This window comes from Kocuria rhizophila DC2201, from assembly GCF_000010285.1.
Classification (GTDB): domain Bacteria; phylum Actinomycetota; class Actinomycetes; order Actinomycetales; family Micrococcaceae; genus Kocuria; species Kocuria rhizophila_A.
The window spans coordinates 2,093,346-2,117,874 of sequence record NC_010617.1 but is presented as its reverse complement, the minus strand read 5'-3'; the positions used below and the strand labels follow the sequence as shown (position 1 = coordinate 2,117,874).

Annotated in this window: 17 protein-coding genes and 1 tRNA gene; 11 read left to right on the top strand and 7 right to left on the bottom strand. The window is 72.7% G+C overall.

Translation table 11 applies throughout. The annotated features are described in order from the left end of the window. Positions 1-15 precede the first annotated feature (15 nt). Together KRH_RS09155 and KRH_RS09150 are read left to right on the top strand one after the other, a co-directional pair. Positions 16-2,265 carry an HAD-IB family hydrolase gene (locus KRH_RS09155; RefSeq protein ID WP_012398926.1) on the top strand — a complete coding sequence of 750 codons (2,250 nt, stop codon included), beginning with the start codon at positions 16-18 and terminating at the stop codon, positions 2,263-2,265. 3 nt (positions 2,266-2,268) lie between these two features. Then, positions 2,269-2,871: a TetR/AcrR family transcriptional regulator gene (locus tag KRH_RS09150; protein WP_012398925.1), complete on the top strand. Its 603-nt coding sequence runs from the start codon at positions 2,269-2,271 to the stop codon at positions 2,869-2,871. Here the strand turns inward: KRH_RS09150 and KRH_RS09145 are convergent. The 3 genes from KRH_RS09145 to KRH_RS09135 are packed head-to-tail and all read right to left on the bottom strand — an operon-like array spanning position 2,868 to position 6,487. Further along, the gene (locus KRH_RS09145; protein WP_012398924.1) at positions 2,868-4,127 is read right to left on the bottom strand and encodes a DUF4032 domain-containing protein; all 1,260 of its coding nucleotides are present in this window, start codon (positions 4,125-4,127) and stop codon (positions 2,868-2,870) included. The genes KRH_RS09150 and KRH_RS09145 overlap by 4 nt on opposite strands. 1 nt (position 4,128) lies before the next feature. Continuing rightward, positions 4,129-4,944 (bottom strand): trehalose-phosphatase, encoded by an 816-nt coding sequence (gene otsB / locus KRH_RS09140; protein WP_012398923.1) that lies wholly within the window; start codon positions 4,942-4,944, stop codon positions 4,129-4,131. Continuing rightward, entirely contained in the window at positions 4,937-6,487 is a 1,551-nt protein-coding gene (locus KRH_RS09135) for an alpha,alpha-trehalose-phosphate synthase (UDP-forming) (protein ID WP_050738066.1), read from the bottom strand. Before KRH_RS09135 ends, otsB begins: the two co-directional genes overlap by 8 nt. Positions 6,488-6,709: 222 nt before the next feature. On the opposite strand from KRH_RS09135, the gene KRH_RS09130 reads away from it, so the two are divergent. Continuing rightward, complete coding sequence (locus KRH_RS09130) at positions 6,710-7,591, top strand: DsbA family protein (protein WP_012398921.1); 882 nt, start codon at positions 6,710-6,712, stop codon at positions 7,589-7,591. Between the two features lie 144 nt (positions 7,592-7,735). Here KRH_RS09130 and KRH_RS09125 read toward each other — a convergent pair. From KRH_RS09125 to KRH_RS09110, 4 genes are all read right to left on the bottom strand, one after another. After that, positions 7,736-7,809: transfer RNA gene (locus KRH_RS09125), tRNA-Thr, on the bottom strand. A gap of 113 nt (positions 7,810-7,922) precedes the next feature. Next, positions 7,923-8,525 carry a TIGR03085 family metal-binding protein gene (locus KRH_RS09120; protein ID WP_041297406.1) on the bottom strand — a complete coding sequence of 201 codons (603 nt, stop codon included), beginning with the start codon at positions 8,523-8,525 and terminating at the stop codon, positions 7,923-7,925. 106 nt (positions 8,526-8,631) lie between these two features. Continuing rightward, entirely contained in the window at positions 8,632-10,563 is a 1,932-nt protein-coding gene (locus KRH_RS09115; RefSeq protein ID WP_012398919.1) for an ABC transporter ATP-binding protein, read from the bottom strand. Next, a complete protein-coding gene (locus tag KRH_RS09110; protein ID WP_012398918.1) occupies positions 10,560-12,305 on the bottom strand; it encodes an ABC transporter ATP-binding protein in 1,746 nt (581 codons plus the stop codon). The genes KRH_RS09115 and KRH_RS09110 overlap by 4 nt, the downstream gene beginning before the upstream one ends. Before the next feature lie 184 nt (positions 12,306-12,489). Between KRH_RS09110 and KRH_RS09105 the strand changes: the two genes are divergently transcribed. From KRH_RS09105 to KRH_RS09070, 8 genes are all read left to right on the top strand, one after another. Next, complete coding sequence (locus KRH_RS09105; RefSeq protein ID WP_012398917.1) at positions 12,490-13,281, top strand: DeoR/GlpR family DNA-binding transcription regulator; 792 nt, start codon at positions 12,490-12,492, stop codon at positions 13,279-13,281. Further along, a complete protein-coding gene (locus tag KRH_RS09100; RefSeq protein WP_012398916.1) occupies positions 13,278-14,459 on the top strand; it encodes a 1-phosphofructokinase family hexose kinase in 1,182 nt (393 codons plus the stop codon). The genes KRH_RS09105 and KRH_RS09100 overlap by 4 nt, the downstream gene beginning before the upstream one ends. 46 nt (positions 14,460-14,505) lie before the next feature. Beyond that, positions 14,506-16,845 carry a PTS fructose transporter subunit IIABC gene (locus KRH_RS09095; protein WP_012398915.1) on the top strand — a complete coding sequence of 780 codons (2,340 nt, stop codon included), beginning with the start codon at positions 14,506-14,508 and terminating at the stop codon, positions 16,843-16,845. After that, positions 16,845-18,581 (top strand): phosphoenolpyruvate--protein phosphotransferase, encoded by a 1,737-nt coding sequence (gene ptsP / locus KRH_RS09090; RefSeq protein WP_012398914.1) that lies wholly within the window; start codon positions 16,845-16,847, stop codon positions 18,579-18,581. Before KRH_RS09095 ends, ptsP begins: the two co-directional genes overlap by 1 nt. A gap of 54 nt (positions 18,582-18,635) precedes the next feature. Beyond that, on the top strand, positions 18,636-18,917 hold the full coding sequence (locus tag KRH_RS09085) for an HPr family phosphocarrier protein (RefSeq protein ID WP_012398913.1): 282 nt from the start codon (positions 18,636-18,638) through the stop codon (positions 18,915-18,917). A 279-nt stretch (positions 18,918-19,196) separates the two neighbouring features. Further along, positions 19,197-21,116 carry an FMN-binding glutamate synthase family protein gene (locus KRH_RS09080; RefSeq protein WP_041297405.1) on the top strand — a complete coding sequence of 640 codons (1,920 nt, stop codon included), beginning with the start codon at positions 19,197-19,199 and terminating at the stop codon, positions 21,114-21,116. 90 nt (positions 21,117-21,206) lie between these two features. Continuing rightward, entirely contained in the window at positions 21,207-22,289 is a 1,083-nt protein-coding gene (locus KRH_RS09075; RefSeq protein ID WP_012398911.1) for a lipid II:glycine glycyltransferase FemX, read from the top strand. Between the two features lie 125 nt (positions 22,290-22,414). Then, positions 22,415-24,526, top strand: coding sequence for a threonine/serine exporter family protein (locus KRH_RS09070; protein WP_012398910.1), 2,112 nt, complete (start codon positions 22,415-22,417; stop codon positions 24,524-24,526). Positions 24,527-24,529 lie beyond the last annotated feature (3 nt).

Here is a 24,529-nt window from a genome sequence, read left to right as displayed (position 1 = left end):
CCCTCGGAGGATCCCTTGACCGACACCACCACACGCGTCCTGCTCACGGGGGCCACGGGCTTCCTGGGGCAGGCGGTCCTCGAACGGCTGCTCTCGAGCTCGGAGACCACGCACGTGACGGCGGTGGTCCGGCCCAAGGGGTCCCAGTCCGGCGCCGACCGGCTGCGGCAGCTGCTGCACAAGCCGTCCTTCCGGACGTGGCGCGAGGCCGTGGGGGAGCAGCGGGCGCGAGAGGTCTTCGAGGCCCGCACGAGCGTGCTTGAGGGGGACCTCACGGGGCTGGCGGAGATCGCCGAGCCGTTCGACGTGGTGGTGCACTCCGCCTCCACGGTCTCCTTCGACCCCCCGATCGACGAGGCCTTCCGCACCAACGTGAACGGCGCCGTGGGACTCTACGACGCCCTGCGCGCGACCGGCCAGGACCCGCACGTGATCCACATATCCACGTGCTACGTGGGCGGGATCGCCAAGGGACTGCGCCCCGAGACCTCCGTGGAGCACGACGTCGACTGGCAGGTCGAGTACGACGCCGCCGTGGGCGCGGCCGACACCGCCGAGGTGGAATCCCGCTCGCCCGAGCGGCTGGAGGCCTTCATCCGCCGGGCCACCGCCCAGCACGGCAAGGAGGGGCCCAAGTCCGTGGCACGCGCCGCGGAGGAGGCCCGGCGCGAGTGGGTGCGCGCACGCCTCGTGGACCACGGCCGCACCCGGGCCCAGTCCCTGGGGTGGACCGACATCTACACGTTCACCAAGGCGCTGGGCGAGCGCGTGGCGGAGCAGAAGTGGGCCGGGGTCGGGCACCGGCTCTCGGTCGTGCGCCCGTCCATCATCGAGTCCGCCCTGCGCCACCCCTTCCCCGGGTGGATCGACGGCTACAAGGTCGCGGACCCGCTGATCATGGCCTACGCCAAGGGCGCGCTGCCGGAGTTCCCCGGGCTGCCGGACTCGGTGCTGGACGTGATCCCGGTGGACTTCGTGGTCAACGCGATCGTGGCCCTCGCCCTGGGCGGTCACCGGGAGCAGGAGCCCACGGACGACGCCGCCGCGGGGCCGCACTCCGCCTACTACCAGGTCTGCTCGGGGGCCTCCAACCCCCTGCCGTTCCACCGGATGTACCGCAGCGTGCGCGCCTACTTCCTGGAGCGCCCGCTCGAGGACTCCCACGGCACCCCGATCCGGGTGCCTGAGTGGACGTTCCCGGCGAACAACGCGATGGAGCGCGGGCTGGCCGTGAAGGAGAAGCTCGCGGCTGCGGGCAGCCGCGTGAGCTCGGTGCTGCCCGCCACCGCGCGGACCCGGGAGTGGACCAACTCGCTGCACCGGGTCCAGACCGGGCTGGGGTCCCTGCGCACCTACGTGGACCTGTACCAGAACTACACGCGCACCGAGATGATCTTCGACGACACCCGCACGCGGCAGCTGGACCGCTCCCTGCCCGCGGACACCCCCGAGGACCTCCATTTCGACGTGCGCGCGATCGACTGGGCGGACTACTGGCAGAACGTGCACCTGCCCGCCCTGACCGAGATGACGCGCGCGTACGGCCGGGCCAAGGAGGCCTCACGCCGGCGGGCCGTACGGCAGCGGCGCATGAACGGGGGCACGGACGTCGTGGCCGTGTTCGACCTCGAGGGCACCGTGGCCGCGGGCACGATCGTGAGCCAGTACGCGCAGCTGCGCCGCCGGGAGCTCAGCCCGCTGCAGTGGCCGGGGGAGCTCGTCGAGCTGCTCGGCGGCGCGGGCACCTACATCGCCGCCGAGCGCCGCGACCGCGGGGAGTTCATCCGCGCGTTCCTGCGCCGCTATCGGGGAGTTTCCGTGGAACGGGTCACGGAGCTGATGAACGGTTCGCTCGGGCGGGCCGTGGAACGCAGCGTGCGCCCGGGGGCGCTTGCGCAGATCCGGGAGCACCGCGAGGCGGGGCACCGCACCGTGCTGGTCACGGGCTCACTGGACCTGCTGGTGAGCCCGGTGGCCGAGCTGTTCGACGACGTCGTGGCGGGGCGCATGGACCAGGTGGACGGTGTGCTCACCGGCTACCTGGCCACCCCGCCGCTCGTGGACGAGGCCCGCGCGCAGTGGCTCAAGCGCTACGCCCAGGACCACGGTCTGGACCTCAGTCGCTCCTACGGCTACGGGGACTCCGTGGCGGACGCCAGCTGGCTGTCCCTCGTGGGCCACCCCCACGCCGTGAACCCGGACCTGCAGCTGTACCGCCGGGCCCGCCGGGCCCACTGGCCCGTGGAGGACTGGAGGAAGGCCTGAGCCATGACGTCCGAGAGCATCCCGGCCCCCGGGCCCTCGACCGACCCGCGGACCGCGCGCACGGACCGCAAGATCATCGCGGGTGCCCTGCGGCTGCTGCGGGAGGGCGGACCGCAGCGCGTGACGATCGAGGCGGTCTCCGCGCTCACGGGCGTGGCCAAGACCTCGATCTACCGCCGCTACGACAACAGCCCCCAGCTGCTGGAGGCTGCGCTGCAGCACACGGCCGCCGCGCAGGCCCCCGCCGTCCAGGACGGCACGTGGGAGCAGGCGCTCACGGATGCCGTGGACCTGCTGCTGCGGGACATGGGCCTGGGCGTGGCCATCACGCTGCTGCAGGAACCCACCTCCCCGACCGCTGGGGTGCTGCGCTCGGCGGTGGTCCGCCCGCGCATGGACGCCCTGCGCGCGCTCCTGCAGCGGGACCAGGACCGCGGGCTCGTCCGGGCGTCCGTGGACCTGGACATGGTCGTGGACTTCGTCCTGGGGGCCGCCTACGCCCACGTGGCGCGCTACGGATCCCTCGACGAGCAGTGGACCGTGCGGGTGCACCGCGCGGTCGGGGACCTCATCCGGGTGCGTCCCGAGGAGCAGTCGGCGGGCTAGAACACGTCCCGCTCGTCGGGGCGCTCGGCCAGGTAGGTCTGCACGTAGTCCGCGGCGGCCGCCTCCGTGGGGATGTCCTTGCCCGCAGCCTCGGACATGAACCACCGGTGCTCCAGCACCTCGTGCACGATCTGCGCGGGCTCCCGCTTGCCGCGCAGCTCCGCGGGGATCGCGGCCATGATGGGCACGAAGATCTCCCGCATCCACAGCTGGGCGGTGAGGTCCTCGGGCAGCCCGGGGTACAGGGCCCGGCCGAACTGGTCGATGTCCGTGAGGATGCGCCGCGCCTGGTTCTCCTGCGTGTTCAGCCCGGTCAGGTGCAGCAGCCGGCGGCTGTGGTGGCCCGGCTCCACCACGCGCGGGCGCAGGTGCACCCGCCCGGACTCGTCCGAGTCCATGGACGCCTCCTCGACGTCGAAGCCCAGCTCGTTGAGCCGCTTGACCCGATCCTGCACGCGCCAGCGCTCGTCCACGGAGAACACCTCGGTGGCGGTCAGCTCCTCCCACAGCCCGTCGTAGGTCTGCACGAGCCGCTCCGAGACCGCGAACGGGTCCACGGACGCCGGATCCACCCCCGCCTCGGCCAGCCGCCGCTGCATGTGCTCGCCCGCGAGCAGGTCCATGATCTCCCCGGCCACGTTGGTGCGCGCGAGGTCGATGTCGTACTCGCGCTGCCCGCGCGTGAGCTGCGGGTGCAGCTCGCCGGTCTCGGCGTCCACGAGGTAGGCGGCGAACTGGCCGGCGTCCCGGCGGAACAGGGTGTTGGAGAGGGAGACGTCCCCCCAGTAGAAGCCCGAGAGGTGCAGCTGCACGATCAGCGAGGCCAGGGCGTCCACGAGCCGTTCAATGGTGTCCGGGGAAGGCACCTGCTCGAAGATCGCCCGGTAGGGCAGGGAGAAGCTCAGGTGGTCGGTCACCAGCGCGGCCGGGAGGGCCTCGCCGTCGGGGCGGTAGCGCTCCGTGACCACCGCGTCCGGAACCACCGACGGGGTACCCATGCGCTGCAGCCTGCGCAGCAGCCCGTACTCGCGCTGCGCGTAGTGGGCCGTGGTCTCCTTCACGGCCACCACGCGCTCGCCCACCGTGGCGAAGCGCACCACGTGGCGGGACAGTCCCCGCGGGTACGCGGCGAGGACCTCGGGGGGCCAGTCCTCGAGGGGGACGTCCCAGGGCAGCTCCAGCAGAGCGGGGTCCGGGAACGCGGTGCTGATCGAGATCCCGCGCGCGGTGTGGGGGGAGGGGGGTCGGGGGGTCATCTCAGCCCGCGCCGTCCAGCACGCGCGCCCGCCGGTCGGCGAGGTCGGCCAGCACCTCGCTGAGCGCGGCCGGGTCTGGGACCCGCCACGGGGCCACGGACTCCCGCTCGCCCACCTTGATCCCCACGTCAGCGGGACCCAGCACGGCCAGGGCGTCCTCGTCCGTGACGTCGTCCCCGGCGAAGACCGTGACGTCCGGGTGCACGGCCGCGCGGATCGCGTCGAGGCCGTCGCCCTTGGTGGCGCTGAGCACCGAGCACTCCAGGACCTGCTGCCCCGGGGTCACCCGCAGCCCCGGCAGGACGCAGTACGCCTCGGCGGCCTGCTGCAGGGCGCGCTGCGCGGCCGCGGGATCCTTCACGGGCCGGGTGTGCAGGGCCACCCCGGCGGGCTTGAGCTCCACGTGCGCGCCCGGGCAGCTCCGGGCGATCTGCCGGGTGGCGGCGACCGCCCGCTCGAGCCGAGCACGCTGCTCGGGTCCGAGCACGACGCCGCCGTGCCCCGCGTCGTGGCCCTCAGCTCCGCCGCGCGCCGCGGGGCCGAGGTCCACCTCCGCACCGTGCGAGCCGGAGAGCACCATGCGCCGCTGCGGGTCCACGACGGTGCGCAGGAACTCCAGGGGGCGCCCCGAGACCACGGCCACGGTGGTCCGGGGCAGCCCCGCGAGCGCGTCCAGCGCGCGCTGGGCCGCGGGCAGCGGGCGCGAGTCCTCGGGGCGTTCGGTGAACGGGGCCACAGTGCCGTCGAAGTCCAGCGCCACGAGCAGTGTGCCCGCACCGGCCGCGGCATCCAGGGCGCGGTTCAGAGGGTCACTCATGACCGGGCCCGTCCGCGGCGGCACCCGGCCCCGCGGCGTCGTCGGGCGCGGTGCGGGCGTGCGCGGCGAGGTCGTCCAGGAAGCGCTGGGACCAGTCCACGACGTCGTGGGTGAGCACCTGCCGGCGCATCGAGGCCATGCGCTTGCGCGCCTCCGTGGCGGGCATGTCCCGCGCGTACATCATGGCGTCCTTGAGGCCGTCGATGTCGTGGGGGTTGACCAGCACCGCCTGCTTGAGCTGCTCGGCCGCGCCCGTGAACTCGGAGAGCACGAGCGCCCCGGAGCGGTCCCGGCGGGCCGCCACGTACTCCTTGGCCACGAGGTTCATCCCGTCCCGCAGCGCGGTCACGAGCATCACGTCCGCCGCGAGGTAGAGCGCGACCATCTCCTCGAACGGGTAGCCGTGGTGGAGGTAGCGGATGGCGGTGTGCGAGATGGTGTCGTACTGGCCGTTGATCCGCCCCACCATCCCCTCCACGAGCTCCCGCAGGTGCCGGTACGAGTCCACGCGCTCGCGGGACGGGCTGGCCACCTGGATCAGCACGGAGTCCTCGACCGTGAGCCTGCCGTCGTGCAGCAGCTCCCCGTAGGCCTTGATCCGGTGCCGGATGCCCTTGGTGTAGTCCAGCCGGTCCACGCCCAGGAAGATGGTCTCCGGGTTGCCGAGCTCCTCGCGGATCTCGCGCGCCCGCGCCCGGACCGAGGGATCGTCCGCGAGCTCCTTGATGGAGTCCACGTCGATGGAGATGGGGTAGGAGCCGGCGTTGACCGTCCACGTGGTCTGCCCGCCCTCGGCCGTGCTCTCGCTGAACTGCGCCGCACCCTTGGTGAACTGCACCCCCAGGTACCGGCGCACGCAGCGCTGGAAGTTCTGGGCGTCCCCGGGGCGCTGGAAGCCGATCAGGTCCGCGCCCGTGAGCCCCTCCAGCACCGCCCTGCGCCAGGGCAGCTGCGAGAAGATCTCGGTGGGAGGGAACGGGATGTGGTTGAAGAAGCCGATGGTCACGTCCGGGCGCAGCCGGCGCAGCATCCGCGGGACCAGCTGCAGCTGGTAGTCCTGCACCCACACCGTGGCGCCCTCCGCGGCGGTCTCCGCGGCCGTGCGCGCGAAGCGCTCGTTGACCCGGCGGTAGGCGTACCACCACGTGCGGTGGAACTCGGGGGAGGCGATCACGTCGTGGTACAGCGGCCACAGGGTGGCGTTGGAGAAGCCCTCGTAGTAGCGCTTGACCTCCGTCTCGCTCAGGGACACCGGGACGAGGTGGAAGACGTCGTGGTCGAACGGTTCCAGGGACTCGTCCGGGGCCCCGTGCCAGCCCACCCAGGCACCGTCCCGCTGCGCCATCACCGGCGCGAGCGCGCTGACCAGCCCGCCCGGGGAACGGCGCCACGAGCTGCTGCCGTTCTCGTCCACGTCCCGGTCCACAGGGAGCCGGTTGGAGACCACCACGAAGTCGTAGCCCTCCTGCGGGACGGCGACCTCTTCCAAAGACTGTTCTGCGCTCACGCTGTGTTCCTTCCCGGGCGGGTTGATCGCTTCCATCCTAGGCGGGGGCACCGACGGCGGGCCCTCGTGACGGGCCACCCCGGCGCGGGCCACCCCGGGGAGGGGGCGTCCCTGCGGTGGCCCGCCGCGGGGGTCGACGGACCCGGTGGGGCGGTCCCGCCTGGGAGCCGGCTGGGCCACGGGCCCGGCCGGGCCGGGTACCCTGAGGACCAGTCAACGACAGCTGTGCTCCCCCATCGGAAGGACACCAGGGCCCCCATGGCTTCCAAGAACAACACCTCCGGCTCCTCGTCCGTGGACGCGCGGGAACGCGCCCGGCAGATCGCCGACCGCCAGTCCCGCCGCTCCAACGGCAAGCCCCTGGGGCTGATCCTGGGCGTCGTGGCCCTCGTGGTGGCGATCGCGCTGATCATCGGGCTGGTGATCTGGCAGAACAGCAAGGCCACCATCCCGGACGCCGGGCCCGTGCCCGCGAGCGCCAACCAGTACGGCGGGATCACCGTGACCAAGGACGGGATCGCGCAGAACACCTCCGACGTCAAGGAGCGGGACCTCTCCACGCTGCCCCCGGCGCCCGACGAGCCCGACACCTCCAAGACGCCCCTGGGCGTGGTGGACAAGGACAAGGCCGTGGGCAACGGCAAGCCCGTGCAGCTCGTGATCTTCCAGGACTTCGAGTGCGTGCACTGCGCGGACTTCGAGAAGGAGAACGCGGACGCCCTGAAGAAGGCCGTGGACGCGGGGAAGGTGGAGATCGAGTACCGCAACCTCAACTTCCTGGACAAGGCCACCCCGGACCAGTACTCCTCCCGCTCCGCGAACGCCGCCTACCTGGTGGCCGAGCAGGTCACCCCGGACCAGTACATGGAGTACTCCCAGGAGGTGTTCTCCCACCAGGGCAGCGGCGGGCTGAGCAACAAGCAGCTCGCGGAGATCGCCGGGAAGCACGGCGCCACCGTCTCCGAGAAGGACCTCGACGAGAACACCTACCGCCCCATGGTCAACGTGGCCACCCGCGAGTCCGTGACCAACGGTGTGGCGGGCACCCCGTCCATCTTCGTGGACGGCAAGCGCTACGAGAAGGGCGCCTTCGAGGACATGCTCAAGCAAGCGATCGACGCGAAGGCCAAGAAGAAGTAGCGCCGCGCGCGCAGAGACCCCCGGTCCGTTCCACGGGCCGGGGGTCTTCTCTGTCTCCGGGCAGCGGGCCCGGGTGCACCGAGCGCGAGGGCCCGGCAGGTGGTTCCTGGCGGGCCCTCGCGCTCGGGTGCGACCCGGACGGGGAGCCCCCTGCCGGATTCGAACCGGCGACCCTCTGTTTACAAGACAGATGCTCTGGCCATCTGAGCTAAGGGGGCGCGGGTGTCCCGCGGACGGGACCGCTCCATGATACGCGACGACGCCGCCGCGGCCGGGACGCGCAACGGCCGGCCACCCTCCGGGGAGGGCGACCGGCCGTGGCGTGCTGCGGTTACTCCTGGGTGATCTCCACGGCGGCCTGCTCCCGGCGGCCGAACGCCCACAGCAGCAGCTCGGAGGGCTCGCCGCGCACGATCTTCACCCGGCGCGCCGAGGTCTTGCCACCGCGCACGGCGCCGAAGCCGGCCGCGAGCAGCACCACGGACTCCGGCTCCTTGCGCAGCATGGTGGAGCCGCCGAACTTGAGCATGGCCCACAGGGCCTTCTGCTCGTCGTTGAGCAGCTGCCGGGGGTGCCACTGCGGCTGCGCGCGGCGGACGTCCTCGTGGTGGATGAAGAACTCCCCGGTGTTCATGCGCTTGTCCAGCGGGGACCAGCGGCCGGGGGAGTAGAGGGGAGGGCGCTCCACGAGGTCCACGAGGGACTCCCACGGCATGGCCCGGTACTCGGCCTCCACGGTCTTGGCGTGGGCCCCGAGCAGGGGCAGCCCGGGGGAGAACATCCCGGGGACCGCGTCCGGGCGAGCGTCGCGGATCGCGAGGTGGACCGCGAGGTCCAGCGTCTGCCAGCCCTCGCAGAGGGTGGGGGCGTCCGGGCCCACGCGGCGCAGCAGCGCGGCGAGGTGGCGGCGTTCGACGTTGGCGAAGTTGGTCACGGGGACATCCGTTCTGTGGGGGTGGTCCGTCACGAGACACGGTAGACGCGCCGGACCGCTTGCGCCACCGGTCCCACGACCCCGGGCGGTGCCCGGAGCCGGGGACTCACCCGGCGGCGTCGGGCTCCGTGTCCGGGGAGTTGAACTGGGCCTCGTAGAGCTCCGCGTACGCGCCGTGGGCGGCGATCAGCTGCTCGTGCGAGCCCTGCTCCACGATCCGCCCCGAGCGCATCACGATGATGGTGTCCGCGTCCCGGATGGTGGAGAGCCGGTGGGCGATCACGAACGAGGTCCGCTGCGCGCGCAGTGCCGCCATGGCCTTCTGCACGAGCAGCTCGGTGCGGGTGTCCACCGCGGAGGTGGCCTCGTCCAGGATCAGCAGGGACGGGCGGGAGAGGAACGCGCGCGCAATGGTGATCAGCTGCTTCTCGCCCGCGGAGACCGAGGAGCCGTCCTCGGTGACCACGGTGTCGTAGCCCTGGGGCAGCGCACGCACGAAGCGGTCCACGTACGTGGCGCGGGCGGCCTCGAGCACCTCCTCGTCCGTGGCGTCCTGGCGGCCGAAGCGAATGTTCTCCATGATGCTGCCGCTGAACAGCCAGGCGTCCTGGAGCACCATGCCCACCTGGGAGCGCAGGTCGTGCCGGGCGAGGTCGCGGATGTCGATCCCGTCCAGGGTGATCCGCCCGCCGTCGATCTCGTAGAAGCGCAGGATCAGGTTCACCAGGGTGGTCTTGCCCGCCCCGGTGGGGCCCACGATGGCCACGGTGCGCCCGGGCTCCACGTGCAGGGAGAGGTCCTCGATCATGGGCTGCGCGCCGGCGGCCACCGCGGCCTTGTCGTAGGAGAAGTCCACGTGCTCGAAACGCACCTCGCCGCGCAGCCGCTCGGGCAGCCGGGCCGTGGGCGTCTCGGGCTCCTGCTCGGGGGCGTCCAGCAGCTCGAACGTGCGCTCCGCCGAGGCGATGCCGGACTGCAGCTGCGTGGCCATGCCCGCCACCTGGGACAGCGGCTGGGTGAACTCCCGCGAGTACTGGATGAACGCCGTGGCGTCCCCCAGGGTCAGCTGACCCGTGGCCACGCGCAGCCCGCCGAGCACCGCGATCCCCACGTAGGAGAGGTAGGAGATGAACTGCATCACGGGCATGATGGTCCCGGACAGGAACTGGGCCCCGAAGGCCGCGCGGTGGAGCTCCTCGTTGCGTTCGTCGAACTGCGCCTGCATCTGCCGCTGCCGGCCGTACGCGTGGACGAGCTCGTGGCCCGAGAAGGACTCCTCGATGTGCCCGTTGAGCCTGCCCGTGGCCTGCCACTGCTGCTTGAACATGCGCTGGGACCGGGTGCCGATCACCCCGGCGGCCACCGCGGACAGCGGCAGCGCGAGCAGCGCCACGAGGGCCAGCTGCCACGAGACCACGAACATCATGACCACGATGCCCAGCACGGTGAGCACGTCCTGGACCAGCTGCGCGAAGGTCTGCTGCAGCGCGGTCTGGATGTTGTCCACGTCGTTGGTCACGCGCGACATCACGTCCCCGCGCTGGCGGGTGTCGAAGTAGCTCAGCGGCAGGGCGTTGAGCTTGCGCTCGACCTCGGCGCGCAGGTCGTAGACCACCCGCATGACCACGCGGTTGAGCACGTAGCCCTGCAGCCACATCAGCAGGGACGCCACCGTGTACATGGCCAGCACCGCCAGGATCAGCCCGCCCAGCCGGGTGAAGTCCACACCCTGGCCGGGCACCAGGGACATCGCGGAGACCATGTCCGCGGTGGTGTCCTGGCCCTGCGCGCGCAGCCCGGCCTCGACCTGGGCCTGGCTCGTGCCGGCGGGCAGGGATCGGCCGACGACGCCCGCGAAGATCACGTCCATGGCGCGCCCCAGCACGCGGGGCGCCCACACGCCCAGCACCACGGAGACCACCACCGCGAGGACCACCACAGTGAGGGCGGCCTTGTGGGGCGTGAGCAGCTTCATGAGGCGCACCGCCGAGGGCCAGAACTGCTGCGGTTTGCGGGCGGGTTCCTGGGTCTCGCTCACAGTGCGCCTCCGGTGCTCTGGTCCGCCGACAGCTGGGAGGTGACGATCTCCCGGTACGTGGTGCTGCTCGCCACGAGCTCGTCGTGGGTTCCGCGCGCGGTGATCCGCCCCTTCTCGAGCACGAGGATCTCGTCCGCGTCGGTGATGGTGGAGACCCGCTGTGCCACCGTGACCACGGTGGCGTGACGGGTCACGGGCCGCAGGGCCGCGCGCAGCCGGGCGTCCGTGGCGACGTCGAGGGCCGAGAAGGAGTCGTCGAAGACGTAGACGCTGGGCTGGGCCACGAGCGCGCGGGCGATGCTGAGCCGCTGGCGCTGCCCGCCCGAGACGTTGGTGCCGCCCTGCGAGACGGGGGAGTCCAGGCCCTGGGGCATTGCACGGACGAAGTCCTCCGCCTGGGCCACGCGCAGGGCCTCCCACAGCTGCTCGTCCGTGGCGTCCGCGCGCCCGAAGCGCAGATTGCTGGCCACGGTGCCCGAGAACAGGAAGGGCCGCTGCGGCACGAGGCCCACGCGCCCCGCGAGGTCCTCGGGGGCGTAGCGCGGCAGGGCCAGGCCGTCCAGCAGCACCTCCCCGGCCACGGGGTCGATCAGGCGCGGGACGAGGTTGATCAGGGTGCTCTTGCCGGACCCGGTGGCCCCGACGATCGCCACGGTGCGCCCCGGCTCGGCGGTGAAGTAGATGTCGTCCAGCACGGGTGCCTCGGCCCCCGGGTACTGGAACGTGACGTCGCGGAACTCGAGCCGGCCGCGGGCCGGCGGGGCCTCGGCGGGCTGCGCGGGCGGAGTCATGGCCGGGCGGGTGTCCAGCACCTCGGTGATGCGCTCGGCGCTGACCACCGCGCGCGGGACCATCATGAACATGAAGGTGGCCATCATCACGGCCATGAGGATCTGGAGCATGTACTGCAGGAACGCGGTCAGTGCACCCACCTGGATCTCGCCCTGGTCCACGCGGTGCCCGCCGAACCACAGCACCGCGGCGGTGGCCAGGTGCATGACCATGTTGATCACGGGGAACATCAGCACGAACAGCGCGCCGATCTTCAGGGAGATGTCCGTGAGGTCCTGGTTGGCCCGCGCGAAGCGCCGCGTCTCGAACGGTTCCTTGACGAACGCGCGGATCACGCGGATGCCGGTGATCTGCTCGCGCAGCACGCCGTTGATGCCGTCGATGCGCTCCTGCATGGTGCGGAACCAGGGCATGAGCCGGGAGACCACGAGGCCCAGCAGCACGCCCATCACGGGGATGGAGACCCACACGAGCCACGACAGCCCGGGGTCCTCGCGCAGGGCCATGATGATCCCGCCCACGCACATGATCGGTGCCATGACCATGAAGTTGAGGGCCATGAGCGTGAGCATCTGGATCTGCTGGACGTCGTTGGTGTTGCGGGTGATCAGGGAGGGTGCGCCGAACGTGCCGACCTCCCGGGCGCTGAAGGAGCCCACCCGGGTGAAGACGTCCCGGCGCAGGTCCCGGCCCACCCCCATAGCGGTGCGGGCCCCGCACCACACGGCCACCACGGCGCAGAGCACCTGGGCGAGGGCCACGGCGAGCATCACCGCGCCGGTGCGCCAGATGTAGTCGGTGTCCCCGCGGGTCACGCCGTGGTCGATGATCCGGGCGTTGAGGCTGGGCAGGTACAGCGTGGCGATCGTGGACAGCAGCTGGAAGACGAGCACCCCCACGACCCACGGGAGGTAGGGGCGCACGGAGGTGCGCAGCAGACGCAGCAGCATGACGGGCGATCCTGACGCAGAACAGCGGGGGCGAAGCCCATGACGGGCCCAATATACGCGGGAGCCCGGACACGCTCGCGGGCCGTTCGGGGCCGGATGTGGGAAAGGGGGTGGTAAAACCACACAAACAGACATAAGCTCACATTCAACGAGTCCTGCACCACAGTCCGTCCGTGAGGTGAGCATGTTCGCTGCAGAACGCCACGAGGAGATCGCGCGCACCGTGAGCCGCGAGCGCCGGGTCAACGGCGCGGAACTCGCGCGCCGCTTCGAGGTGACCATGGAGACCATCCGGCGCGATCTCGCCGTCCTGGAGAGCCAGGACCGGCTGCGGCGCGTGCACGGCGGGGCGGTCTCGGTGGACCAGTCCACGAGCGGCGAGCAGGGCATGGACTCGCGCCAGCGCCTCGCGGCCGCCGAGAAGCACAGCATCGCGCTCAAGGCCCTCGAGGTGCTTCAGCGCGCGGGCGCCGGGGCCGTGGTGCTGGACGCGGGGACCACGGTGGAGGCGCTCGCGGAGCTGCTGCTGCACCGCGACAACCACCTGCCCGGTGGCCAGGAGCAGCTGGTGATCACCCACGCCCTGCACATCGCCGCGAAGCTCGCGGACGCGGAGGGCGTGGGTCTGGAGCTGGTGGGCGGGCGGATCCGCAAGCTCACGTGGGCGGCCACCGGTTCGCGCGCGGCCCAGCACTACGACCAGCTGCGCCCGGACCTCGCGTTCGTGGGCTGCAACGGCGCGCACGCGCGGTTCGGGCTCTCCACGCCGGACCCCATCGAGGCCGTGGTCAAGTCCGCGATCGTGCAGGCGGCACGCCGCGTGGTGGTGCTGTGCGACGCGAGCAAGCAGGACCAGGAGACACTCACCCGTTTCTGCTCGCTCGAGCAGATCGACACGTTCATCACCGACGCGGCTCCCGTGGGGGAGCTGGCGCAGGCCCTCGAAGACGCAGATGTGGAAGTGGTCCTCGCATGATCATCACCGTGACCCTCAACCCCTCCGTGGACCGCACGGTGGACCTCGGTGCGCCGCTCGCGCGCGGGCGGGTCCAGCGCGCGGTCTCCACCCGCCAGGACCCGGGCGGCAAGGGCGTGAACATCTCGCGCGCGCTGTCCGCGAGCGGCGTGGACACCGTGGCCGTGGCCCCGGGGGACGACACCGACCCCCTGTTCGCCGCCCTGGACGCCGTGGGGGTGCGCTACGACAGCGTCTCGATCGGGGCGCCCATCCGCTCCAACATCACGGTCACGGAACCGGACGGCACCACCACCAAGATCAACGAGCCCGGCCCCGTGCTGGACGAGCGCACGGTCGAGCGGATCGTGGAGCGCATCGTCAGCCGGGGGGCGGGCGCGTCCTGGCTCGTGTTCGCGGGCTCCGTGCCCCCGGGCCCCGCCCCGGACGTCTACGCGGTGATCGCGTCCCGGGTGCGTGGCGCGCTGGGGGCGGCGGCGCCGTCGTACGCCCTGGACACCTCGGGCGCCCCGCTCGCCGAGGCGCTCGCCCCGGACGCCGGGACCCTGCCGGACGTGATCAAGCCCAACGGCCACGAGCTCGCCCAGCTGCTGGGCCGCGGGGACGGCGACGCCTTCGAGGCGGATCCGCTCGCGAGCGCGCAGGCCGCGCGGGAGCTCGTGGCGCGCGGCGTGGGCGCCGTGCTGTGCACGCTGGGCGGACGCGGCGCCGTGCTCGTGACCGCTGACGGCGCGTGGCACGCCGAGCACGCGCCCGTGACCGTACGCTCCACGGTGGGCGCGGGGGACAGCGCCCTGACCGGCTACCTCATGGCCGCCGAGCGGGGCGACCCCCCGAGCGAGTGCCTGCGCCACGCCGTGGCCCACGGCTCCGCGGCGGCCGCCCTGCCGGGCACCCAGATGCCCACGCCCGCACAGACCACCCCGGACGCCGTGCGCGTCACGGAGCTCGGCGCGCCGGCAGCCTCCCGCACCCCGCGGGGCACGGCCGACGACGCCGCACGGGCCCTCCCCGTTCTGCCTCACCCCGCCGCGCTCCGGCTCTCCGACCCCCAGGAAACCTCCGCGCCCGTGGGGACCGCCAAGCCCGCGGGGAGCGCCCCGGGTGCGCCCGGCCCCGCCGACGGCGCCCCGGACCACCCCGGTTCCGACCGGGGCCCCGCGGCACCCCGTTCCTGACCCATCCGCTGCGCGCCGCACCGGCCCGTACCCGAGGAGCACCGACATGTCAGATCTCATCACACCGGACCTGGTCCTGCTGGACCGGGACCTGGGCGGGTCCACGGACAGCGTGATCCGTGAGCTCGCCGCGACCGTCCACCGGCAGGGCCGAGCGCGCGACGCGGACTCGCTCGCCGCGGACGCCCTGGCTCGCGAGGCCAAGAACGCCACGGGCATCCCGGGCGGCATCGGCATCCCGCACTGCCGGTCCGAGGCCGTCACGCGGGCCACGCTGGTCATGGCGCGGCTCGCACCCCCGGTGGACTTCGGCGCCAAGGACGGTCCGGCGGACGTCGTGTTCTTCATCGCGGCCCCCGCGGGCGCGGACCAGGAGCACCTCAAGCTGCTGTCCAAGCTCGCCCGCTCGCTCATGAAGAAGCCGTTCGTCGCGTCCCTGCGCGCGGCCACCACCCCGGAGGAGGTCGTGGGCATCGTCGACGGCGCCCTGGGTCTGGGACCCGTCCCGGACGACGCCGCTCGGCCCGCTGCCGGGGGCGCGGACCCGGCCGCCGGTGGTACCACCACCGGCGCGTCGGGTTCCTCCGCCGCGACCGCGCCGGGCACGGCGTCGCCGGGCACCGTGGCCTCCGGCACCGCGTCGTCGGCGCCCGGAACCGGGGGTGGCACCTCAGCCGCGGGGGCTGGCGACGCCGCCGGGGAGACCGGCGCGGCGCCCCTCGCCGGGGATCCGCAGTCCCCGTCCACCGGTGCGCTCGGCGCCGACCCGGGCACGGCCGCGAGCGCGGGTGCCGTGGGAGGTGCCGCGGCGGCGTCGTTCGTGGCCAACGGCTCCCCCGAGGACCGGACCGCAGGGACGGGCGGTGAGCAGCGCGGGCCGCGTCGGCTCGTGGCCGTCACCGCGTGCCCCACGGGGATCGCGCACACCTACATGGCCGCGGACGCCCTCGCGAACACGGCGCAGGAGATGGGGGTGGAGCTGCAGGTCGAGACCCAGGGCTCCTCGGGCGCCACGCGCCTGGACCCGCAGGTGATCGCGCAGGCCGAGGCCGTCATCTTCGCCACGGACGTGGACGTGCGCGAGCGCACCCGCTTCGCCGGGCTGCCCTACATCGCCTCCGCCGTGAAGCGGGGCATCGACGAGCCTCGGGAGATGATCGAGGAGGCGCTCGCCGCCGCTGAGGACCCCCGGGCCCCCAGGGTCACCGGGGACGGCACGGACACCGCCGACGCCCTGACCGGCAGCGAGGGCTGGGGCACCCGGATCCGCAAGGCCGTGATGACGGGCGTGAGCTACATGATCCCGTTCGTGGCCGCGGGCGGGCTGCTCATGGCCATCGCGTTCATGATGGCGGACCCTGTGGAGGTGGCGCAGCAGGCCGACCACATCCTGCAGACCGCCACCCTGGGCAACCTGGGGGACGTGTCCTTGTCCATGTACCTGGGCGCGGTGCTGTTCAAGACCGGAAACCTGGCCATGAGCCTGCTGGTGCCCGCGCTCGCGGGCTACATCGCCTACGGGCTCGAGGACCGGCCGGGCATCGCCCCGGGCTTCGCGGCGGGGCTCGTGGCCAACTTCATGGGTGCCGGGTTCATCGGCGGCATCGTGGGAGGTCTGCTCGCGGGCCTGTGCGCGTACTGGCTGAGTCTGCCGCGGCTGCCACGCTGGCTGGGTTCGCTGATGCCGGTGGTGATCATCCCGCTGCTGGCCTCGCTGTTCGCGGGCGGTCTGCTCTTCCTGGTGGTCGGCGGGCCCATCGCGGCGTTCATGACCTGGCTGACCGGGCTGCTCTCCGGGATGAGCGGGGCGTCCGCCGTGGCCCTGGGGGCCGTGCTCGGCCTGATGATGTGCTCGGACCTGGGGGGACCCATCAACAAGGTGGCCTACTCCTTCGCCGTGGCCGGGCTGGGCACCGCGACCGCCACCAACTCCGCGCCGCAGGAGATCATGGCCGCCGTGATCGCCGCGGGCATGGTGCCCCCGCTGGGCCTGGCCCTGGCGTCCACCGTGCTCGGGCGTAAGTACTTCACCGCCGCGGAGCGCGAGAACGGCAAGACCTCGTGGCTGCTCGGGGCCTCCTTCATCTCGGAGGGCGCCATCCCCTTCGCCGCGGCGGATCCCCTGCGCGTGATCCCCGCGTCCATGGTGGGCGGCGTGGTCACGGGGGCCATGAGCATGGCCTTCGGCGTGGCCTCGGCCGCACCGCACGGCGGCGTGTTCATCCTGCCCGTGATCCACGGGCCCGGGGCCTTCCTGCTCAGCGTGGTGGTGGGCACCCTGATCACCGGCGTGCTCGTCACCCTCCTCAAGCGGGTGGGGCGCGCCAAGGAGCACGCCGGGGAGATCCCCGGGGTTCCGCAGACGCAGCAGAGCGTGGGAGCGTGATGACCATGAAGGACGACACCCGCCGGGAGGAGCCCGGCCAGCAGATCCTGCACGGCGTGGGGGTGAGCCCCGGGCGGGTCATCGCGCCCCTCGTGCACATGGCCCCCGCCGTCACCGAGCCCCCGGTCGGGGACCCCCTCACGGGCGACCCCGACGCGGCCGTGGACCGGCTCAAGGCCGCCGCCCTCGCGGTGCGGGCCGAGCTCACGGAGCGCGCGTCCCGCGCCCGTTCCGAGTCCGCCGCGGAGGTCCTCAAGGCCACCGCGCTCATGGCGGGGGACCGGGCCCTGACCAAGAACGCGGGCAAGCTCGTGACCACCCAGCAGCTGAGCCCCGAGCGCGCCCTGTGGCAGGCTGCCACGGCCTACGCGGAGCAGATGCGCGCGATGGGCGGCTACATGGCCGAGCGCGCCGCGGACATCGAGGACGTGCGCGCCCGGATCGTCGCGCAGCTGCGCGGCGAGGACGCCCCGGGAGTGCCCCAGCGCCGCGAGCCGTTCGTGCTCGCGGCCGAGGACCTCGCCCCGGCGGACACCGCGGTGCTCGACCCGGACGTCGTGCTTGCCCTGGTCACGGAGTCCGGCGGGCCGCAGTCCCACACGGCCATCCTCGCCCGCAACCTGGGCCTGCCCGCCGTGGTCGCCGCGCCGGGGGTGCTAGAGCTGTCCGGCGGTCAGCCCGTGTTCGTGGACGGTGCGGCCGGAACCGTGCTCACCGCTCCCGGTCCGGAGCAGGAGGAGGCCGTGGCCGGGTGGCGGCGGGCCAGCGAGCAGCTCGCCTCGTTCGACGGCAGCGGGCAGCTCGCGGACGGCACCACCGTGCCGCTGCTGGCCAACGTGGGTGCCGGCGACGACGCCCGCGCCGCCGCGGAGGCCGGCGCCCAGGGCGTGGGACTGCTGCGCACCGAGTTCTGCTTCCTCGGGCGGGACACCGAACCCTCCGTCGCCGAGCAGGCGGAGGCCTACGCCGAGGTGCTGGCGGCGTTCGAGGGCCGCAAGGTGGTGGTGCGCACCCTGGACGCGGGAGCGGACAAGCCCCTGCCGTTCCTCACGGACGCCACCGAGCCCAACCCCGCGCTGGGCGTGCGCGGCTACCGCACGGACAGCACCACGCCCGGCGTGCTCTCCCGGCAGCTGGAGGCCATTGCGGCCGCCGCGCAGCAGACCACCGCGGACGTGTGGGTCATGGCCCCCATGATCGCCACCGTGGCCGAGGCCGTGCGCTTCCAGGACCTTGCGCACGAGGCCGGGCTGCGCACGTGCGGCGTGATGGTCGAGACACCGGCCGCCGCCCTGACCGCCGAGCAGATCCTGGACCGCGTGGACTTCGTGTCCCTGGGCACCAACGACCTCACGCAGTACACGATGGCCGCGGACCGGATGCTCGGCTCCCTGGCTGAGCTGAACTCGCCGTGGCAGCCGGCCGTGCTGCGCATGGTCGAGTGCGTGACCCGCGGGGCGGCGTCCGCCACGCGCTCCACGGGCACCCCCAAGAACGTGGGGGTGTGCGGCGAGGCGGCCGCGGACCCCGCGCTCGCGGTGGTGCTCGTGGGGCTCGGCGTGGACACCCTGTCCATGAGCGCGCGCTCCCTCGCGGCGGTCGCCGCCGTGCTGCGCACCGTGGACACCGCACAGACCCGGCGGCTGGCGGAGCTCGCCCTGGGGGCCACCGGGCCCCAGGAGGCGAGGGACGCCGTGCGGGCGGAGCTGCCCGCGCTCGCCGAACTCGGCCTGTGACGGGCCGGAGCACCACCGCAACCACCGAGCACCACAACCCGAACAGGAGCTGACATGACCGAACGCACCGCCACCGTGGCCTCCCGCGTGGGGCTGCACGCCCGCCCCGCCGCGATCTTCGCCGAGGCCGCGGGGGAGTACGAGAACCTCGAGATCACCATTCGCGCCGAGGGCGAGGATGCCGAGGAGGGCATGGACGCCTCGTCCGTGCTGTCCCTGATGTCCCTGGGCGCCTCGCACGGGGACAGGGTGGTCCTCGCCGCCGAGGGCGAGGGCGCCGAGGAGGCGCTCGCGCACCTCGCGGGCATCATCGAGACGGACCTCGACGCCGAGTGAGCTGAGCCCACCGGCCGGACGCCGGGTGCCCACCACAGGCACCCGGCGTCCGTCGCTGTGGGCGCGACGCCGCGGGGCCCGCGGTCCCGACCGGACCGCCCGGAGCTGTGGCGCCGCGGCCCCGGCGTTGCCATCCCGGTGTTCCGGGCGGGGTCCCCGGGCGCGGTGTGGCGGAGCAGGGCGCCGGGAACGGGGCGCCGCGGGAGTCGGTGCCGCGCCCGCGACGTCGCGGGGGCGGGCGAAAGGAACCGCGCCGCGGCCGAGGGGTACGGTGTTCCCATGGTGCGTCTCCTGATCCTCGGCGGCCTCACGCTCGCCACCCTCGCCACGGTCCTGGCGGCCGTGCTCGGTCCCTGGGGATGGTGGTTCCCCGCCGTCCTCTTCCTCCTCCTGCTGCTCGTGGCCGTCCGGGACGCCACGCAGCGCAGGCACTCGGTGCTGCGCAACTTCCCCGTGCTCGGGCACATGCGCTTCTTCCTGGAGAAGATCCGACCGGAGATCCAGCAGTACTTCATTGAGCGCAACTACGACGGCAAGCCCTTCGACCGGGACCAGCGCTCCCTGGTCTACTCCCGTGCCAAGGGGTTCAAGGGGGACAAGGCGTTCGGCACCGAGCTGGACGTCAACGAGCCCGGCTACGAGTACTTCGTGCAGTCCGTGGCTCCCCGGGCCGCTCCCGAGGACGAGCACCGGGTGCGCCTGGGCGGGCCGGACTGCCGGCAGCCCTACGACGCGTCCCTGCTCAACATCTCCGCCATGAGCTTCGGCTCGCTGTCCAAGAACGCCGTGCTGGCCATGAACAAGGGTGCGGCCCTCGGCGGCTTCGCCCAGGAGACGGGTGAGGGCGGGCTCACCGAGTACCACCTCGTCCACGACGCGGACATCATCTGGGAGTTCGGCTCCGGGTACTTCGGCACGCGCGACGAGAACGGCAATTTCGACCCCGAGCAGTTCCGGCGCAAGGCCAACCTGCCCCAGGTCAAGGCCGTGAACATCAAGCTCTCCCAGGGCGCCAAGCCCGGCCTCGGCGGTGTGCTGCCCGGGGCCAAGGTCACGGCGGAGATCGCCGCGGCCCGCGGCGTGCCCGAGGGGCAGACCTGCATCTCCCCGGCGAGCCACTCCGCTTTCACGACGCCGCGCGAGCTGATCCGCTTTGTGGCCCGGCTGCGGGAGCTCTCCCACGGAAAGCCCGTCGGCTTCAAGCTGTGCGTGGGCTCCCGCGTGGAGTTCCTGGCCATCTGCAAGGCCATGATCGAGGAGGGGGTCACCCCGGACTTCATCGTGGTGGACGGCGCCGAGGGCGGCACGGGCGCGGCCCCGCTGGAGTACCAGGACCACGTGGGCACCCCGCTCGTGGAGGGCCTGATCCTGGTGCACAACGCCCTGGTGGGAGCGGGGCTGCGCGAGCGCATCAAGCTCGGGTGCGCCGGGAAGATCACCTCGGGCCACGACATCGTGCGCCACATCATCCAGGGCGCGGACTTCTGCATGAGCGCCCGGGCCATGATGATGGCGGTGGGCTGCATCCAGGCCCAGGCGTGCCACACCAACAAGTGTCCCGTGGGCGTCACCACGCAGAACCCGCGGCTCTACCGCGCCCTGGACGTCGAGGACAAGGGCGACCGGGTGGAGCGCTACCACCGCCTCACGGTGGAGGAGGCGGGCCAGATCATCGCCACGATGGGCTGCGACCACCCCGAGGAGCTCACCCGGGAGATGCTGCGCCGCAAGGTGACCGCCACCCAGTCCATCTCCTACGAGTCCCTCTACCAGTGGCTGCGCCCGCGCGAGCTGTTTGAGGGCGTCAAGGGCGGATGGGGCGAGGACTGGGACTACGCCGATCCCGACCGCTTCTCAGCGGGCCACCCCGGCAAGTACGTGTTCCACGACCGCGGGCCGCTGACCCCGGGCGGGGTGGTCCCCGCCGCGGACCGCGAGTACGCCGGCGTGGGCGGCTCCTCGGTGGGCTCCGCGCGCGTACGAGGTGCAGCGGCGTCGTCGTCCCCGGGCGCCGTGCGGACGGGCGACGACGCCGCGCCGCAGGATCCCGCGGACGCCTCCCCGGGGGCGAGCCGCCGGCCGGAGGGCGAGCCCGGGACGAGCCCCGGCGCGCAGCACACGCGGCGGGACCCGGCTCCCGAGCCCGGCAACGTGGACCCGGACGACGACTCACGCTCCCGCAACCCCGGCCTCGCCTGAGCGCGGCGGGATACCATGTGAGGCGGCGCCGGGCACGCTCGGCGCCGCCCAACGTCAGAGCACGTCCCGCGGTACAGGATTGAGAGAGCCTTGCGAGAATTCACGGCACGTTTTGCCACCGCCCAGGAGATCGCCGAGTGGGACGCCCACGTCACGGCCAACCCGTCGGGTGGCAACCTGCTGCAGTCGGAGGCGTTCGCCGAGGTGAAGAAGGACCACGGCTGGACGCCCCGGCACGTGGTCTACGAACCCTCGGACGGCTCCCGCGCGAGCTACAACCTGGTGCTGGAGAAGAAGGTGCCCGCCCTCGGCCGGCTCTGGTACATGATCAAGGGCCCGGACGTGGAGTCCGTGGAGGACGTCCCGGGCATCGTGGCTGCCAACGAGCGCTTCGTGGCCGGCGCGGCCAAGGGAGTGTTCGCCATCAAGTACGAGCCCGAGATCCTCGCCTCGGACTATGCCGCCGGGGTGCTGGCTCGGGCGGGACTCGTGAAGTCCTTCGAGATCCAGCCCAACGACTCCACCGCCGTGCTCAACACGGACATGGACGAGAAGGCGCTGCTGAAGTCCCTGCACTCGCGCGGGCGCAACGCCGTGCGCCGCGCGATCCGCGAGGGCTGCGAGGTGGAGCAGGTTCCCCTCACCGAGGAGAACATGCGGGCGATGTATGCCCTGATGGACTCCGTGGGCCAGGGCCACGCCCAGGTGAACCTGCGCTCCTACGAGTACTACCGGGCGTTCTGGACGAACTTCGCCGAGCGCGGCCAGGGACGTCTGTACTTCACCTACGAGGACGGCAAGCCCTCCGTGGGCGCGTACGTGATCGCCTACGGCTCCAAGGGCACGTACAAGGACGGCGGGTCCAAGCCCCGCCGCAAGCAGTACGGGGACTCCCACCTGGTGCAGTGGTCCGCCATCACGGACCTGAAGCAGGACCACGGGATCGTGCAGTACGACTTCTGCGGCACCCCGCCCTCGGACCAGCTCAAGAACAAGGAGCACCACTACTACGGGCTGGGGCTGTTCAAGACGAGCTTCACGAAGACTGTCGTGGACTACGCAGGTGTTTGGGACCAGCCGCTCAGCCGCGCGAAATACGCTGTGTGGACCAGCGTGGCGGAGAAGGTCCAGCGCCAGCTGTGGGTGCGCCGCACGGGCCAGCCGTTCTACTGACCGGCGCCAGCCCGGCCGCGGCACCCTGACGAGACCACGGGGCGGCCGCCCCACGGCCCCGGGCCGCGGCCGCCGCCACACCAGACCTGAGCAGTGCCCGCGGCGGCAGGGAAGGTTCATCCGACGTGAGCGTGAACGAGCAGCTGATCCACATGGCCCACCAGGGCTACCCGTCCTCGGGGGAGGCCACGGCCCGCCCCTCGGCGGACGGCCAGCCCTTCGGCCCGGGCGGTGACACGGCCCTGCGGGAGGCCGTACGGCCCACGGCCCCGCGCCGTCGTGGGCGTCCCCTGCCGCGCCCTACGGAGGAGCAGGCGGCCCAGGCCCTTGCGCGCGCCGCATCGCACCCGCACACGGACCCCCGTGCCGCCGCCCCCCGCACGGGCGGGCCGCGGACACTGCGCACCGGGCAGTCGGCCACCGCGGGGTCCACCCGCGTCTCCGCCCTGCCCGTGCTCACCCCCGGTCAGATCGCCGCGGACCGCGCGGGACAGGGCCACCGCGGCGGGGTCCCCGCCGCGCTCACCGAGCCGATCGGCACCACCTCCCGGCGCAGCAGCACCCCGGCGGCCTCGCCGGTGGAGCGCCCGGAGACGGTCGAGCACGAGATCGCCCCGGCCACCACCGCGATCCCCCGGGCCGTGTACCCCGCCGCCCGGGTGGACCCGCCGAAGGCCCCCCGGTCCCTATTCCGCTCGCTCGTGCAGGGCGACGCCGCCCCCACGGCCCCCATGCGCGTGGTGGACCGTCTCACCGCCACGCCGTTCCGCCACCTGCGCAAGTTCGGCGACGGCTCCGACCGGCAGGCCCGGCGGACCCTGAACTTCGCCCTGCGCCTCGCGGAGACCATGTTCCACTACGGGGCGGACGCCCTGGACGTGGAGAACGCCATCATCGCGGTGTGCGCCACATACGGGGTGGAAAACCTCGAGGTGGACATCACCAACCAGTCCGTGACCATCAACTACGTGGCCGAGACCACCGCCACGGGCCAGCTCGCGGCCGCGGGGCTCGCCCCGGCCGCCGCGGGCAGCGAGGGGGAGACCGGCGAGGGCGCGTCGTCGTTCGCGGGCACCCCCGGCACCACCGGGGAGATCCGCGGCTCGGGGAGCACCCGCACGGGGGAGGACCCCTGGGGGGACTCCGCGACCTCCAGCCACACCGTGATGCGTGTGGTGCGCTCGTGGACGGACAACTACTCGGGCCTGGCGGACACCCACCAGCTCGTGATCCGCATCATCGAGGGCGAGATGCCGCTGCGCCGGGCGGAGCGGGAGCTCGCGGAGATCAACGCGCGGCCCAAGCCCTACGCCCGCTGGATGGTCACGGCCGCCACCGTGCTCGTGGCCGGAACCCTGGCGCTGGCCCTCGGGGCGTCCTGGGTGGGGGCGTCCGTGGCCGTGGCCTCGGCCGCCGTGGTGCAGGTGGTCACGGCCAAGCTCAGCGCGTGGCGGATCCCCGAGTTCTTCTCGCTCGCCGCCAACGCCTTCGTGGTCACGCTCGTGGCCATCGTGGTCTCCGCCCTCGGGGTGCCGCTGTCACCGCCCACGGTGATCGCGGGCGGTCTGATCATGCTCCTGCCCACCACGCGCATGGTCTCCACCATGCAGGACGCCATCAACGGGTTCCCCGTGACCGCGGCGGGGCGGCTGCTCTCCACCGCCATGGCGTTCCTCGGCATCGTCGCGGGCATCGCCCTGGGGGTGTCCGTGACCGTGAACGTGCTCGGGGTGCCACCCATCGACATCTCGCAGTCGAGCTTCACCCCCACGGGCAAGCTGACGAACATCGCGTTCATGCTGGTCTCCACCGCCCTGATCGCGGTGTCCATGCAGGTCAAGCCGCGGCACATCCCCCCGGCCGTGGCCGCGGCCTTCGCGGGGCTGCTGCTCTACCACGGGGTGGGTCTCGTGGACGCCGGCAGCCGGATCGCCACGGGCGTGGGCGCGGTGGCCAGCGGATGCGTGGCAGCCCTGCTCGCGGCCCGCTCCAAGATCCCCCAGGCCGTGCTCGCGATCCCGGCCATGACCTTCCTGCTGCCGGGACTCACCCTGTTCCGCGGGATGTACGCCATGACGGTGCAGACCGAGACCCCGGGCCAGGGCATCAACGAGCTGGTCAACGCCATGGCATCCATCGTGCTGCTGGCCGCCGGCGTGGTGCTCGCCAAGTACCTCATGCGCCCGTTCATCGAGCAGATGCAGCACCTCTCGCAGCGCCGCAACCGGCGCCGCTGAACG